The sequence below is a fragment of the Cytobacillus oceanisediminis genome (assembly GCF_003182355.1).
GTDB classification, from domain to species: domain Bacteria; phylum Bacillota; class Bacilli; order Bacillales; family Cytobacillaceae; genus Cytobacillus; species Cytobacillus oceanisediminis_A.
Genome location: NZ_QGTW01000019.1, coordinates 69,377 through 84,410, shown reverse-complemented (window position 1 = coordinate 84,410; position 15,034 = coordinate 69,377). Strand labels below are relative to the sequence as shown.

Sequence of the window (15,034 nt, the reverse complement as noted above, 5' to 3'; positions counted from 1 at the left end):
GGGGCTTAAATAAAATGACCCCGGAACAATACCGGAGTCATTTACTAGCCGCATAGGCGCTTTTTTAAACTGTCCGTAAACTGGGGCACAGTTCAATTTTGGAAAGGGGGTATCTTTTTATTTTATCTAATGAAACCCAAAATGTTTTCAAATAATTCCAAAAACATTATAATAATTAGAAGTAGAGTGAATGCTCATTCATAATTAGCTAGGAGGAAACAGCATGGGGAAATTAAACTATATAGAGGATTTTAAAGCGTGGGAAGAAGAGTTTATCTTTTTTCATCCCATTAAGGTACGTTTTTCTGAAACAGATATGTTTGGACATTTGAACAATACTGTTCCATTCACATATTATGAAGAAGCAAGGATTGAATTCTTTAAGAGCAAAGGATTTATGCAGGATTGGGTAAAACGGGATAATGAAACAATCCCGGTTGTTGCAGACCTTCAATGCGATTTTTTAAGCCAGGTATTCTTTGATGAAGAAATTAAAATATATGTAAAGGCTGCTTCCATAGGGCATTCTTCTGTCGATCTTCACTATATGGGAAAGAAGGCAGACGGTTCTATTTGCTTTGCTGGGAGAGGGACAATGGTGCAGATATCCAAAAAAACAGGCAAGGGTGTCCCTTGGACTGAGGATATGAAAGAATTGCTGAGAAGCAAAGTTAAAGTACGAGCCTAGCGGCACAAAGGCACATTTTTTGAAAATAACTTTCTCCTTTATGTAAATATAGTCACTTCAGCACTTTTGCTGACATATGATATGTTGACTAAATATATACCCATCCCGCGGTTCATAGCTGGCGAAAGGCAAGGAGGGTTACAATACTTGAAGGAGAATGAATATACTCACAAGCCGTTACTCACCAAACGAGAAAGAGAAGTATTCGAATTGTTAGTACAAGACAAAACAACAAGGGAAATCGCTGGTGAATTGTTTATAAGCGAAAAAACGGTTCGGAACCACATTTCCAATGCCATGCAAAAGCTTGGTGTAAAGGGGCGTTCACAAGCTGTTGTAGAGCTCCTTCGAATGGGAGAGCTAGAACTTTAATCTAGACCGGCTATCCTTATGGGATGCCGGTTAACACATTTATACAGGCGAATTTTTGAGCAGGTATTTATTTCTGTCTTGAAATTTGCGCTGAAAAAGGTGAAAATAAATGCACAAGGGCAAAAAATATCGTTTTTTGTATATATAAATCGTAAAAGCTGAAATGGGAGTGTTTATTGATGAAGCTTGAAGATTCTAAAACAAACGAAATACATGATGTTGTGGCTGACATAGAAAAAGACCTAAGATACATATCCGGCATAATCAAGCAAAAGGGGCGGGAAATTTTAAGTGATTTTACAATCACACCACCCCAATTTGTAGCTTTGCAATGGCTTTTTGAAGAAGGAGACATGACAATAGGAGAGCTCTCAAACAAAATGTATCTTGCCTGCAGCACGACAACAGACCTGGTTGACCGTATGGAAAAGAATAATCTGGTTAAAAGAGTCAAAGATCCAAACGACCGAAGAGTAGTCCGCATCCAACTGTTGGAAGTAGGCGAACGGATTATTGAAGAGGTTATTAAAAAGAGGCAGGAATACTTGAAAGAGGTTCTAAGGGACTTCACAAATGAAGAGGTATTATTCCTCAAAGATAACTTAATGAAGTTACACCAAGATATGCGCATAGAATGAGGCGGTATGTTTGAAACAACCTATAGGAATTATTGACTCCGGAGTTGGAGGCTTAACTGTCGCGAAAGAAATTATGCGGCAGCTGCCAAATGAAGATATTGTTTACCTCGGTGACACGGCCCGCTGTCCCTACGGCCCCCGCAGTGGTGAAGAGGTAAAAGCATTTACATGGCAAATGACTCAATTTTTATTAGGGAAAAATATTAAGATGCTTGTAATCGCATGCAATACAGCTACAGCAGTAGCCCTCGAAGAAATTCGCCAAGAACTGTCCATACCTGTTATTGGTGTTATTTTTCCCGGTGCAAGAACGGCGATTAAAGTAACCCAAAACCATACAATCGGTGTTATTGGAACGGAAGGTACGGTCAAAAGCAGAGCCTATGAAAAGGCATTAATTCAGATTAACAGCAAATCCATCGTCCACAGTCTCGCATGCCCAAAGTTTGTTCCACTTGTTGAAAGCGGAGAATATGAAGGGCCTGTTGCTAGAAAAATTGTGGCGGAAACACTGCAGCTCTTAAAAGGCAGAGGAATGGATACACTTATTCTCGGGTGTACACATTATCCTCTTTTAGAACCGATTATTAAAAATGTCATGGGAGAAGACGTAAAGGTAATCAGTTCGGGTGAAGAGACAGCAAGGGAAGCCAGTACCATTCTTCATCATCACGGATTACTGAAGGAAAGTGCTGAGGAACCCGAATATAAATTTTTTACGACTGGATCCACTGCGATTTTTTCAAAGATTGCATCAAAATGGCTAAAAACACCTGTAAATACGGCAGTGAAAATTATGCTTTAAGTTTTCAGGAAAGCCGGCTAACACCTTCTGTCCGATTTAATTCAGAAGGTGTTTTTTTAATTTTTCTTTAAGGTTACAATCTAAAGAAAGCTTTGGTATCATGAAAAATGAGATACAAAAAAATGAATTGAGTTGGTGATCGATTTGCTGGCACAAGCTGAAAACTATTTGAATGAGTATTTTGGATACACCTCTTTCCGCCCTGGACAAAAGGAAATTATCCAAAATATTATTGGACAAACCAATACCCTTGGAATTCTTCCGACAGGAGGCGGAAAGTCAATCTGCTTCCAAATTCCCGCTCTTGTACTCCCCGGAACGGCCATCGTCATTTCTCCGCTAATCTCCTTAATGAAAGATCAGGTAGATGCCCTATTGACTGCCGGAATCCCTGCTGCTTATATCAACAGTTCATTATCCGCTGATGAGTACCAGTACATAATGGCAGGAATCCGACATGGTGAATACAAGCTCGTTTATGTTGCGCCGGAACGGTTTGATTCACCTGCATTCTTAGAGCTGTTAAATGAAGTGCCTATCAGTGAGATTGTTTTTGATGAGGCGCATTGCATTTCGCAATGGGGCCATGATTTCAGGCCAAGCTATCGTTCTGTTGTCAGCCAGCTAGGGAGCTTGAATCAGAACCCTGTTGTAGCTGCTTTGACTGCAACAGCGACACGGGATGTGGCGGATGATATTCGCAGGCTTTTAAACATCGGCGAAGAAAGTACTTTTATTACAGGTTTTGGACGGGAAAACCTGGCTTTTCAAGTAATGAAGGGTGTTAATAAAAGAGATTTTATTATTCAAAGCATTGAAAAGCACAAAAATGAAGCGGGCATCATTTATACTTCCAGCCGCAAGGAAACAGACCAGCTTTATCAATTTTTAAAAGGAAAGAGCTATTCTGTTGCGAAATACCATGCCGGTTTAAAGGAAGAAGAACGGAAAAAAGCCCAGGATGCGTTTGTTTATGATGAAGCGGAAATCATGATAGCTACAAATGCATTTGGGATGGGTATTGATAAATCCAATGTCAGATATGTTATCCACTATAATCTGCCCCGGAATATTGAAGCCTATTATCAGGAAGCAGGAAGAGCGGGAAGAGACGGAGAGGAGAGTCTGTGCTATTTGCTGTTTGCTCCGCAGGATATTCAGCTCCAAAAATTTCTAATAGAAGAAAGCAATCTGGACCGGCAGAAAATGGAGCAGGAATACAGCAAATTAAAGGATATGGTGAATTATTGCCATACAGAAAAATGCCTTCAATCTTATATCATTGAATACTTTGATGAGAATGCGGAATCGTTCAGCTGCGGAAAATGCAGCAGCTGCTTGGATGACCGTAAAAGCATAGATATTACACAGGAAGCTTTAATGATTTTTTCGTGTATTAAACGAATGGGAGAGAGGTTCGGAATTACATTAACTGCTCAGGTTTTAAAAGGTTCCAATAATAAAAGGATCCGCGAAATGAACTTTAATCAGCTATCAACTTTCGGGCTATTAAAAAACCGTAAGGAAAAAGAGATTGCAGACATTATGAATTACCTGCTTGCTGAAGGTTTTTTAACTTTAACGGATGGAAAGTATCCAACTGTAAAGCTTTCGGCAAATGCTGTTCCAGTTTTAAAGGGACAGGAAAAAATCGCAATGAAAATAAAAGAGCCTGAGCTTATTCAGGAAACAGAAGAAAATGATGAACTATTCTCAGTTTTACGCAATTTAAGAAAGAAGCTCGCAGACGAAGAAAAAGTTCCTCCATATGTTGTATTTGCCGATGCTGCATTAAAAGAAATGAGCCGCTGCTTTCCTGTTAATAAGGAAATGATGCTTAATATCAAAGGTGTAGGGCAAATGAAGTTTGATAAATATGGTGAGTGTTTTATCGAGGAAATTAAAAACTTTGTTGAGGAGCATAATATTTCACCTGTACCTGTTAACTCCGAAAGAACGGGAAAGGCTGAGGAACCTTTGGACGATCGCCCCAGCTATCTGATTTCATTTGAATATTATATGGATGGGGTTCCAATTAGCGAGATTGCCAAAAAGCGAAATTTCTCAACAATAACGATTCAGGAACATATACTTCGTTCTGTAAAAGAAGGTCAAACGATTGACTGGTCTGAAATTTTTGATGACGGAGAGGAACAGCTTGTCTTGAAAGCAGTGGACAAAGTCGGGAAGGACAAGCTTAAACCGATTAAGGAAGAACTTCCTGATGAAATCGATTATTTTACAATAAAAGCTGTGCTGGTTAAGAACGAGCTGCAGGAACAAAAATAGTAAAAGAGAGAGAAGCTCCGTTTGGGGCTTTTTTTTGTTACTGCTATTTTTGCAGTTTTGGTTTTTAAAATTAACTTTTGGGGAGGAGAATCAAGAGGAGTGAGGCATTGAGATTGGAAGAGCCGATGCGCACGCAGTTTATAAGTGGGGATTCTTAAGATTGAAGTTGACGCCGGTTATCTTTGCCGGAACGATTCGGTTTGTCCGAATTTGTCAAAAATCTATTAACACTTTTCTTCCGAAAGGCGGTCTAAATTACAGATAGGCTCGTATACATGTAGTACAAACTGTCTCAGGGGGGATTAAATATGTCTATAAATAAAAAATCGACTATAGTTTCAGCAGTTCTCGTTTCATCAGTTTTATTATCAGGGTGCGGATTATTTGGAAGCCAGGGAAAGGAAAAGGTAGATCCGCCAAAAGCAGTAACGTATTCGGATGAAGGAGAAAATGTAGCTGAAGAAACAAATGGCACAGAAACGGAAACAGCAGAGAAAGAAGAAGGTGTTGCAGCAAACCTTCAAACAGAGCTTTATTTAATTGATAAAAATGGCTATGTTGTGCCGCAGACACTGGAGCTTCCGAAAACAAATTCTGTTGCCACACAGGCTTTGGAATACTTGGTAGAAAACGGGCCTGTAACCGACCTGCTTCCTAACGACTTCAGAGCTGTCCTTCCAGCAGATACAAAGGTTTCAGTCAATATTAAGGATAAAGTTGCTACTGTAGACTTCTCCAAAGAGTTTCAGGAATACGCTCCTGAAGATGAAATGAAAATTCTGGAATCTGTTACTTGGACGCTGACGCAATTTGATTCCATTGATAAAGTAAAGCTGACTTTGAACGGGCATGAATTAAAAGAAATGCCTGTAAATGGAACACCGATTGCTGCATCATTAAGCAGAACCAATGGAATTAACATGGATACTGCAGAAGTAGTAGACATAACGAATACAAAACCGGTTACAGTTTATTACCTTGGCGGTGATGAAGAAAACTATTATTATGTTCCTGTCACGAAACGTGTCAGCAATAAAATGGACAACAATGTGGAAGCTGTTGTAAACGAATTGGTTAAAGGGCCAAACTATGCTTCCAAACTGGTAACAGACTTCCTGCCGGATGTTCAGCTGCTTGAAGATCCTAAGGTGGAGGACGGAAAAGTAACTCTTAACTTTAACGAAAATGTGTTCAGCAGCTTTGAAGAGAAAATTATCTCTCAGCATCTGTTGAATGCCCTTGTCCTCTCTTTAACTGAACAAAAAGGAATCGAGAGCGTTGCTGTCACAGTTGATGGCAAAGCAGAAATTGTAAATGAGAACGGGGAAAAGTTAACAGAGCCAGTCACACGTCCTGAAAATGTGAATACAGGAAGTTTTTAAAAAAGCGGATTTTGTTATACTATATAGTAACAGGAAAAAGAGGTAGGCATTTATTGCCGCCTCTTCTTTGTTGGAGAAAACCGGACTGCCAAGTTAGAATGGCAACTCCATTCAAAGATTACATATCTTTTAAGCAGAGCAGGGCATTTGTCCGGCTAAAGACAAACCAATGGATATCCATACGGAAAATTAAAGGGGGAAACAGATCATGCGTGCAGATGGACGTGAACCAATGCAGCTAAGGCCTATACATATTGAAACAGATTACTTAAAGCATCCTGAAGGCTCTGTCCTTATTACAGTAGGAGATACAAAGGTGATTTGTACGGCTAGTATCGATGAGAGGGTGCCGCCATTTATGAGGGGACAGGGAAAAGGATGGATAACAGCTGAGTATTCGATGCTGCCAAGAGCTACAGAACAGAGAAACATCAGAGAAGCAGCAAAAGGAAAAATCACTGGAAGAACAATGGAAATCCAGCGTCTGATCGGGCGTGCCCTTCGTGCAGTTGTCGATTTGGAGGCACTTGGAGAAAGGACTGTCTGGCTGGATTGTGACGTAATACAGGCGGACGGAGGCACACGGACAGCATCTATTACAGGTGCATTCATTGCGATGGCACAGGCAATGGACAAGCTTTACAGCAATAAAAAGCTTCCGCAATATCCTGTAAATGATTTTCTTGCTGCTACCAGTGTAGGAATACTTGATAATAAGCAGGCGGCAGTAGACTTGAATTATATTGAGGACTCTTCAGCACAAGTGGATATGAATGTGGTTATGACGGGCAACGGAGAATTTGTAGAACTTCAAGGTACAGGGGAAGAGGCGACATTTTCTTATGCACAGCTTCAGGAATTATTAAGTGCTGCACAAGGAGGCATCTCAGAGCTGTTTGAACACCAGAAGGCTGCCCTTGGAGAGAAAATCACAACAAGCATAAATAACAAAAGAGAAAAGCTGGAGGGGAAGGCGTAGAATGCAAGAAGTTATAATCGCAACTAAAAATGCAGGCAAAGCCAAGGAGTTTGAGCGGATGTTCAAACCTCTTGGCTATGAGGTCAAAACTTTATTGGACTATCCTGACTTTCATGAAGTTGAAGAAACCGGCACCACCTTTGAAGAGAATGCCATTTTAAAAGCTGAAACTGTTTCCAAAGCGTTCAAAAGAATGGTCATTGCCGATGATTCCGGACTGATGATAGACGCGCTTGAGGGCAGACCTGGCATTTATTCTGCGCGGTATGCGGGTGAAGAAAAAAACGACCAGAAAAACATGGACAAAGTTTTGGAGGAGATGGAGAACACACCCGATAACAGCCGCCAGGCGAGGTTTTACTGCGCTCTGGCAATTGCTGCACCTGGGAAGGAAGCATTAACAGTTGCAGGGACTTGCGAAGGCTTCATTTTAAGAGAAAAAAGAGGTGCTCATGGGTTTGGCTATGATCCTATTTTCTTAGCGGAGGAGAAAGGAAAAGCGATGGCGGAGCTAAAGCCTGAAGAAAAAAGCCAAATCAGCCATCGTGCAAAGGCACTTAAAAAGCTGGAAGAGCTGCTCCCTTCTTTTCTTTCTGGAGATGAAAAAGCATGAAAATCCTTATCCTAAGCGACAGCCACGGACTAACTTCCGAACTCAAGCAAATCCGTGACCAGCATACTGGGATGGATCTTTTGATTCATTGCGGAGATTCAGAACTGCAGGCTGATGACGAATCTATTAACGGGTATACTGTTGTAAGGGGAAATTGTGACATTGAGGCAGGGTTCCCAGAAGATCGTGTTGAAGAGGCTGGAGGGCTGCGCCTATTTGTTACACATGGCCATAGGTATTCAGTAAAGTCTACCCTAATGAATCTCTCATACCGCGCACGCGAAATGGAAGCGGATATTGTATGTTTTGGGCATTCGCATTATCTGGGAGCTGAAATGGTTGATAACACCTTATTTATTAATCCCGGAAGCATCAGGCTGCCAAGGGGGAGAAGAGAAAAAACATATATAATTCTGGAAGCTAAGGAAAGAGATATCATCCTGGATGTTTATGATACAGCCACAGGGAAAATTCCAGAACTGTCTCAAAAATTTTCACTGGCAAAAAAGCAATAACTTGAATATAATAACTGAGGGGAGCCAGGCTTCCCTCGAATAAAATTTTTTTTAATAAAGTGTTGACTTTGGATTGTTTGTCTAATATAATAAAACTTGTCTTTGAGATAATCTTTCTCGAAACTTTAGTTATTATTTTAAACGTCCCAGTAGCTCAGCAGGATAGAGCAACGGCCTTCTAAGCCGTCGGTCGGGAGTTCGAATCTCTCCTGGGACGCCATTTACACACCTAGCAACACTACATATCTTACCGAATTTTACTCACCTTATTAGGTGAGTTTTTTTGTTCCGCGAAAGGCCATCACTTTGCTCTCAAAAAGTTATCTGCGATCTCCTCTGATAAGAAAATTTTTAAAAAAATTTTGTCCCAAAGAATGTGAATATACCAACAATGTAAGCGGATACAAAAAAACTAACAAATCTAAATTATCAAATAATTCACAAAAGGGTGTTGACGGCTGTTAAAAATGGGCGTAAGATAGTCCTCAATATAAGAAATCAAAACCTGAATTGAATAAAAGCGTTACAGCTAAAATAAAAATTTTCGGCAATGAAATTTGCAGATTTTTTTAACCTAAAAATTCAGCGGTTTAAAGTGTTAAATTATTTGGATTAAGTGAGAGGTGTTTTTCGTGCCTGAACAGTGGATCTTTTTAAACGGAGAATTCGTTACAAAGGAAAACGCGAAAATTTCTGTTTATGACCATGGTTTTCTATATGGCGATGGTGTTTTTGAAGGTATCAGGGTATATAGCGGAAATATTTTTAGAATGAAGGAGCATATGGATCGCCTGTATCGATCAGCAAAGTCAATTATGCTCAATATTCCCTATACACAAGAAGAGTTCACTGACCTGGTGGTAAAAACAGTTGAACGAAACCAGCATGAAAGTGCTTATATTCGAATAGTAGTGTCGAGAGGAGTAGGCGACCTTGGACTGGATCCTAACAACTGCAGGGGGGCCAATGTTGTAATCATCGTAGAGCCTTTGGCCATATTCCCTAAACACCTTTACGAAACAGGATTGGAAATTGTAACAGTTGCAACCCGGCGAAACAGACCCGATGTTTTAAGTCCAAAAGTAAAATCCTTGAACTATTTAAATAATATTCTTGTCAAAATTGAAGCCCGATTGGCCAATGTAAATGAAGCATTAATGCTTAATGATCAAGGCTATGTGGCGGAAGGCTCAGCAGATAATGTATTTATTATAAAGGACGGGGTATTCTACACTCCTCCTGGATATGTTGGAGCGCTGGAAGGAATCACAAGAAATGCTGTTATCGATATAGCTGAAGAGCTAGGATATGAAGTAAAGGAAGAACCCTTTACAAGGCATGATGTTTACACAGCAGACGAAGTTTTCTTAACCGGGACAGCCGCGGAAGTCATCGCAGTTGTAAAAGTGGATGGCAGGCCAATAGGCAACGGCGTCCCAGGAAGCCATACCAAACATCTCCTGGAGAAATTCAGGGAGCGGGTTGTAGCAGAAGGGATTAAGGTGATCTCTCGAGCAGCTCCGCACGTAAGCTGACAAATGATTTAAACAAATAGGAAAAGCGTGGAAGAGGATAAGTAGTTTTATGACAAGGCGTTCACAGAGAGCCGGAGCTGCTGAAAACCGGCAATGCCCTCATAAAATGAACTCACCTCGGAGCGCAGGCCTGAAAGATGATTATCAAGTAGGGGCTGCCGGGTGTGCTTCACCCGTTATCAAAACGGATAGCAGATTTGCTATTCATGAGTGCACGCATTTAAGCGTGAATCAGGGTGGTACCGTGGAACAGGTTATCAAAGCCTTTTCATCCCTTAAGCCTAGTATCAATAGGTGTGTATGGGGATGGAAGGGCTTTTTATATTGGAGTAAAAAACATGAGGAGGTTATTAACAAATGTTGCAGGAAGCTGCCTTAACAGAAACAAAAACGGAGACCGAATCGGTTACCGGTGCAGATCTGTTATTAAGAGCCTTGGAGAAAGAAAATGTTGAAGTGATTTTTGGTTATCCGGGAGGAGCTGTTCTTCCAATTTACGACAAGCTGTATGACTCAAAGATTCTTCATGTTTTGCCCCGCCATGAGCAGGGAGGAATTCATGCAGCCGAAGGATATGCCCGAATCTCAGGAAAGCCTGGTGTTGTGATTGCCACGTCAGGTCCGGGAGCTACAAATATTGTAACCGGACTTGCGGATGCAATGATGGATTCACTTCCTCTTATTGTTTTTACAGGCCAGGTGGCAACAGGTGTTATTGGATCGGATGCCTTTCAGGAGGCAGACATCCTTGGGATAACAACCCCTATCACAAAATATAACTATCAGATCCGCAGCATCGAAGATATACCAAGAGTCGTGAAGGAAGCTTTTTATATAGCTTCAACCGGAAGACCAGGACCGGTACTCATTGATGTCCCTAAAGATATCGCATCATTAGCAGCAGAGCCCCCAGAGGAACAGGAAATTAATTTGCCGGGGTACCAGCCAACATTAAAGCCGAATTATTTGCAGATCCGCAAACTAACAGAAGCAGTTAGCAGAGCGAAAAAGCCTGTTATTTTGGCTGGAGCCGGAGTTCTGCATGCAAGAGCTTCCGGGGAATTAAAAGAGTACGCTGAACAGCAGCAGATTCCGGTTATCCATACATTGTTGGGGCTTGGAGGATTCCCGGCCAATCATCAGCTATTCATTGGAATGGCAGGGATGCACGGCTGCTATACGGCCAATATGGGATTGACAGAATGTGATTTGCTGATTAATATTGGTGCCCGCTTTGATGACAGGCTAACAGGTAATTTAAATCATTTTGCACCAAATGCAACAGTTGCCCATATTGATATTGATCCTGCAGAAATCGGCAAAAACGTTCCAACAACCATTCCGATTGTAGCAGATGCAAAAGAAGCCCTGGAGCAGCTGATCCAGCAGGACGGCAAACCGCCCGCCCACAAAGAGTGGATCGAAACCATCCAGCAATGGCAGAAGGAATTTCCTTACTTCTACGATAAAGAAACAACTGGTTTAAAGCCTCAAAAAGTAATGGAAATGCTCCACTCCAAAACTGGAGGAGATGCGATTGTGGTAACCGACGTAGGACAGCATCAAATGTGGGCAGCCCAGTATTATCGCTTTAATAAAGCTGACAGATGGGTAACCTCAGGGGGGCTTGGTACTATGGGATTTGGTTTTCCGGCAAGCATAGGTGCACAGCTGGCAGATCCTGATGCATGTGTGCTCGCTGTTTGTGGGGATGGCGGTTTTCAAATGTCCACCCAGGAGCTGGCAGTCATAAAAGAACTGAACTTGCCTGTGAAAATAATCATTTTAAATAATATGGCCCTTGGCATGGTTCGCCAATGGCAGGAAATCTTTTATGAATCGCGTTTTTCACATAGCAAGATACCTGTACAGCCATCGTTTGTTAAGCTGGCAGAAGCATACGGCATTAAAGGCTATGTAATCCAATCAGAAGAAGAGGCTGAGGCTATTTTGGCTGATGTGCTTCATAGCCGTGAACCGGTGCTTTTGGACTTCAGAGTCGATCCGGATGAAAATGTATATCCAATGATTGCCCCTGGAAAAGGACTTCACGAAATGGTAGGTGTTAAACCATGAAAAGAGTAATTTGCCTGACTGTTATGAACCGGCCGGGCGTCCTGAACAGAATTACAAATCTATTTTCAAAAAGAAATTTTAATATTGAAAGCATCTCTGTCGGCCTTTCCGAACATGAAGGGATGTCCCGAATAACTTGTGTCGTCCATGTGGAGGATGACAGGGCAAGCGAACAAATTACCAAACAATTAAATAAGCAAATTGATGTCATTAAAGTAACGGATATTACAGACCAGTCAATTGTTGCAAGAGAACTTGCTCTTATCAAAGTCCAGGCAGTTCCTTACACCAGAAATGAAATATACTCTTTGATTGAGCCATTCAGGGCTTCGGTTATAGATGTAAGCAAAGACAGCATGACCATTCAAATAACCGGAGAATCTGATAAAGTGGAAGCTTTCATTGACTTGATAAAACCATACGGCATTAAAGAGCTTGCCCGAACCGGAACGACTGCATTTCCAAGAGGAACACAGCGTTCTTCCCAGCAGCAGAAGTCATATTCCATTGTTTAATTTTAATTTATTGAAAATTAATAATCCAAAAAACTTTAAAAAAGAGAGGGAGATTTAAAATGGCAAAAATGTATTATAACGGAGATGCAAATGCAGAATATTTAAACGGAAAGAAAGTAGCGGTGATCGGTTACGGGTCCCAGGGCCATGCACATGCTTTAAATATGAGGGACAGCGGTGTTGATGTTGTTATTGGCCTTCGCAAAGGGAAATCATGGGAAAAGGCAGCGGAAGACGGCTTTCAAGTATATACAGTCGGGGAAGCAACTGCCCAGGCGGATGTGGTTATGATCCTATTGCCGGATGAACTTCAGCCAAAGGTATATAAGGAAGAAATCGAACCAAATTTAACCAGCCAGGCATTAATGTTTGCCCACGGCTTTAATATTCACTTTAATCAAATAGTACCTCCTAAAGAATGTGATGTATTGCTAGTTGCTCCTAAAGGTCCAGGGCATCTTGTTAGAAGAACATATGAACAGGATGCAGGTGTACCGGCACTGTTCGCAGTCTACCAGGATGTAACGGGGGAAGCCCAGGAACTGGCGTTAGCTTATGCTAAAGCAATTGGAGCCCTTCGTGCAGGTGCTTTGGAAACAACATTTAAGGAAGAAACTGAAACAGATTTATTCGGGGAACAGGCAGTGCTTTGCGGAGGGCTGACTTCACTTGTAAAAGCTGGCTTTGAAACTCTTACTGAGGCAGGTTACCAGCCTGAATTAGCTTACTTTGAATGTTTGCATGAACTTAAACTAATTGTTGACCTTATGTATGAAGGCGGTTTGGAAGGAATGCGGTATTCAATCTCTGATACAGCTCAATGGGGAGACTTTGTAAGTGGACCGCGTGTAGTAGATGCAAGAGTGAAAGAAGAAATGAAGGCAGTTCTAACGGACATTCAGGAAGGAAAGTTTGCAAAAGGCTGGATTTTGGAAAACCAGGCAAACCGTCCAGTTTTCAACGCAGTGAACCAAAGAGAGAATGAGCATCCAATCGAGCAGGTGGGAAGAGAGCTGCGTAAAATGATGCCGTTTGTAAATAGCAGCAAAAAGAAAGAAGTGGCTGTCAGTGCCAACAATTAAAATTTTTGACACAACTTTAAGAGATGGTGAACAGTCTGCTGGTGTGAATCTTAATTTTTCGGAAAAGCTGGAAATTGCCAGACAGCTAGAGCGCCTGAATGTTGATATTATCGAAGCTGGTTTCCCGGCTGCCTCAAAGGGTGATTTCGCTTCCGTGCAAAAAATTGCCCAAACAATCAGGAACTGCTCAGTAACTGGGCTGGCAAGAGCAGTTATATCAGATATTGATGCTGCCTGGGAGTCTCTAAAAGATGGAGCTGAGCCAAGAATACATACATTCCTGGCAACCTCCCCCATCCATAGGCAATATAAATTGAAAAAAACAAAAGAAGAAGTAGTTGAAACAGCAGTAGAAACAGTGAAATATGCTGCAGCCAAGTTTCCGGTAGTTCAATGGTCAGCTGAGGACGCATCACGGACTGAATTGCCATTTCTTGCGGAAATTATAGAGAAAGTAATTCAGGCAGGAGCAAGGATTATCAATATACCAGATACTGTCGGCTATACAACTCCACAGGAATATGGCGAGATATTTCAATACCTAAAAAATCATGTTCCTTCTATAGATAAGGTTTCCCTTTCAGCTCATTGCCATGATGATCTGGGGATGGCCATTGCCAATTCTTTGTCAGCGATTGAAAATGGGGCAACACAGATCGAAGGAACCATTAATGGCATAGGCGAAAGAGCAGGAAATGCTGCGTTGGAGGAACTTGCGGTTGCCCTATATATCCGTAATGATCACTATCAGGCATCAACCCGCTTGAATCTGCAGGAAATCAGCCGATCAAGCAGCCTTGTCAGCAAACTTACAGGCATGGTGGTGCCTGCCAACAAAGCAATTGTCGGACGAAATGCTTTTGCCCACGAATCTGGCATACATCAGGATGGCGTGTTGAAAGAGAAAACAACTTATGAAATCATTTCTCCAGATTTGGTAGGTTTCCAATCCAATTCTATGGTGCTTGGAAAGCATTCAGGACGGCATGCATTTAAAAATCGCCTGATGGAACTGGGGCTTGAAGTTTCAGATGAAGATGTTAAACCATTATTTACGGTATTTAAAGATTTGGCTGACCGCAAAAAAGAGATGACGGATGATGATCTTGCTGCAATCGTATTGGAAGAAAAGCTCTCCAAAGAACAGCGTTTCTACGAGCTGATCGGCATCCAAATCCAATATGGCACCAACTCCGTCCCAACGGCGACTGTTACCCTTTCAGGTCCAAACAATGAGGTTATACAGGAAGCGGGTACCGGGGCAGGAAGCATAGAGGCACTATATAACACATTGGAAAGATGTGTAAATGGAACGGTTAACCTTCTTGATTACCGGATTCAATCTGTCGGGGCAGGCAGGGATGCTTTAGCCCAAGTATTTGTGAAACTGAAGTATGATGGAGTGGAGACCAGCGGCCGGGGATTAGCCCAGGACGTACTGGAAGCTTCATCAAGAGCCTATTTGAATGCTGTTAATAGAGTGATTTACATGAATGAGAAAACAGCAGCACCGGCAGTTGAGGCAAGATAAAAAAATTACGTTAG

14 protein-coding genes, 1 tRNA gene and 1 other annotated feature are annotated in these 15,034 nt (G+C 41.7%); all 15 genes read left to right on the top strand.

Annotated elements, in window-relative coordinates; genetic code table 11:
• Positions 1-223 precede the first annotated feature (223 nt).
• Positions 224-688 (top strand): acyl-CoA thioesterase, encoded by a 465-nt coding sequence (locus tag DFO73_RS25270; RefSeq protein ID WP_110067450.1) that lies wholly within the window; start codon positions 224-226, stop codon positions 686-688.
• Positions 689-835: 147 nt separating this feature from the next.
• Positions 836-1,060: a helix-turn-helix domain-containing protein gene (locus DFO73_RS25265; RefSeq protein ID WP_009333184.1), complete on the top strand. Its 225-nt coding sequence runs from the start codon at positions 836-838 to the stop codon at positions 1,058-1,060.
• 179 nt (positions 1,061-1,239) lie between these two features.
• Entirely contained in the window at positions 1,240-1,698 is a 459-nt protein-coding gene (locus DFO73_RS25260; protein WP_110067449.1) for a MarR family winged helix-turn-helix transcriptional regulator, read from the top strand.
• A gap of 10 nt (positions 1,699-1,708) precedes the next feature.
• Complete coding sequence (gene racE, locus DFO73_RS25255; protein ID WP_110067448.1) at positions 1,709-2,503, top strand: glutamate racemase; 795 nt, start codon at positions 1,709-1,711, stop codon at positions 2,501-2,503.
• Positions 2,504-2,647: 144 nt separating this feature from the next.
• The gene (gene recQ, locus DFO73_RS25250; RefSeq protein WP_110067447.1) at positions 2,648-4,792 is read left to right on the top strand and encodes a DNA helicase RecQ; all 2,145 of its coding nucleotides are present in this window, start codon (positions 2,648-2,650) and stop codon (positions 4,790-4,792) included.
• A gap of 308 nt (positions 4,793-5,100) precedes the next feature.
• A complete protein-coding gene (locus tag DFO73_RS25245; protein ID WP_110067446.1) occupies positions 5,101-6,174 on the top strand; it encodes a GerMN domain-containing protein in 1,074 nt (357 codons plus the stop codon).
• 208 nt (positions 6,175-6,382) lie between these two features.
• Complete coding sequence (gene rph, locus DFO73_RS25240) at positions 6,383-7,153, top strand: ribonuclease PH (protein ID WP_110067445.1); 771 nt, start codon at positions 6,383-6,385, stop codon at positions 7,151-7,153.
• 1 nt (position 7,154) lies between these two features.
• The gene (locus DFO73_RS25235; RefSeq protein WP_110067444.1) at positions 7,155-7,766 is read left to right on the top strand and encodes an XTP/dITP diphosphatase; all 612 of its coding nucleotides are present in this window, start codon (positions 7,155-7,157) and stop codon (positions 7,764-7,766) included.
• Positions 7,763-8,281, top strand: coding sequence for a metallophosphoesterase (locus DFO73_RS25230; RefSeq protein ID WP_110067443.1), 519 nt, complete (start codon positions 7,763-7,765; stop codon positions 8,279-8,281). The genes DFO73_RS25235 and DFO73_RS25230 overlap by 4 nt, the downstream gene beginning before the upstream one ends.
• Before the next feature lie 143 nt (positions 8,282-8,424).
• Positions 8,425-8,501: transfer RNA gene (locus DFO73_RS25225), tRNA-Arg, on the top strand.
• A 412-nt stretch (positions 8,502-8,913) separates the two neighbouring features.
• The gene (ilvE, locus tag DFO73_RS25220; protein WP_110067442.1) at positions 8,914-9,816 is read left to right on the top strand and encodes a branched-chain-amino-acid transaminase; all 903 of its coding nucleotides are present in this window, start codon (positions 8,914-8,916) and stop codon (positions 9,814-9,816) included.
• A 19-nt stretch (positions 9,817-9,835) separates the two neighbouring features.
• Positions 9,836-10,095 (top strand) — a binding site (T-box leader).
• A 78-nt stretch (positions 10,096-10,173) separates the two neighbouring features.
• A complete protein-coding gene (ilvB, locus tag DFO73_RS25210; protein WP_110067440.1) occupies positions 10,174-11,892 on the top strand; it encodes an acetolactate synthase large subunit in 1,719 nt (572 codons plus the stop codon).
• Positions 11,889-12,407, top strand: coding sequence for an acetolactate synthase small subunit (ilvN, locus tag DFO73_RS25205; RefSeq protein WP_110067439.1), 519 nt, complete (start codon positions 11,889-11,891; stop codon positions 12,405-12,407). Before ilvB ends, ilvN begins: the two co-directional genes overlap by 4 nt.
• 59 nt (positions 12,408-12,466) lie before the next feature.
• Positions 12,467-13,489, top strand: coding sequence for a ketol-acid reductoisomerase (gene ilvC, locus DFO73_RS25200; RefSeq protein ID WP_110067438.1), 1,023 nt, complete (start codon positions 12,467-12,469; stop codon positions 13,487-13,489).
• A complete protein-coding gene (locus DFO73_RS25195; protein ID WP_110067437.1) occupies positions 13,476-15,020 on the top strand; it encodes a 2-isopropylmalate synthase in 1,545 nt (514 codons plus the stop codon). Before ilvC ends, DFO73_RS25195 begins: the two co-directional genes overlap by 14 nt.
• The last annotated feature ends 14 nt before the right edge of the window (positions 15,021-15,034 follow it).

What these genes read in the sequence shown, in the direction of transcription:
- ilvB (WP_110067440.1), top strand. Translation starts at nt 10,174, where the DNA reads ATGTTGCAGGAAGCTGCCTTAACAGAAACAAAAACGGAGACCGAATCG.
- ilvC (WP_110067438.1), top strand. Translation starts at nt 12,467, where the DNA reads ATGGCAAAAATGTATTATAACGGAGATGCAAATGCAGAATATTTAAAC.
- DFO73_RS25270 (WP_110067450.1), top strand. Translation starts at nt 224, where the DNA reads ATGGGGAAATTAAACTATATAGAGGATTTTAAAGCGTGGGAAGAAGAG.
- ilvN (WP_110067439.1), top strand. Translation starts at nt 11,889, where the DNA reads ATGAAAAGAGTAATTTGCCTGACTGTTATGAACCGGCCGGGCGTCCTG.
- rph (WP_110067445.1), top strand. Translation starts at nt 6,383, where the DNA reads ATGCGTGCAGATGGACGTGAACCAATGCAGCTAAGGCCTATACATATT.
- DFO73_RS25230 (WP_110067443.1), top strand. Translation starts at nt 7,763, where the DNA reads ATGAAAATCCTTATCCTAAGCGACAGCCACGGACTAACTTCCGAACTC.
- DFO73_RS25260 (WP_110067449.1), top strand. Translation starts at nt 1,240, where the DNA reads ATGAAGCTTGAAGATTCTAAAACAAACGAAATACATGATGTTGTGGCT.
- DFO73_RS25245 (WP_110067446.1), top strand. Translation starts at nt 5,101, where the DNA reads ATGTCTATAAATAAAAAATCGACTATAGTTTCAGCAGTTCTCGTTTCA.
- DFO73_RS25235 (WP_110067444.1), top strand. Translation starts at nt 7,155, where the DNA reads ATGCAAGAAGTTATAATCGCAACTAAAAATGCAGGCAAAGCCAAGGAG.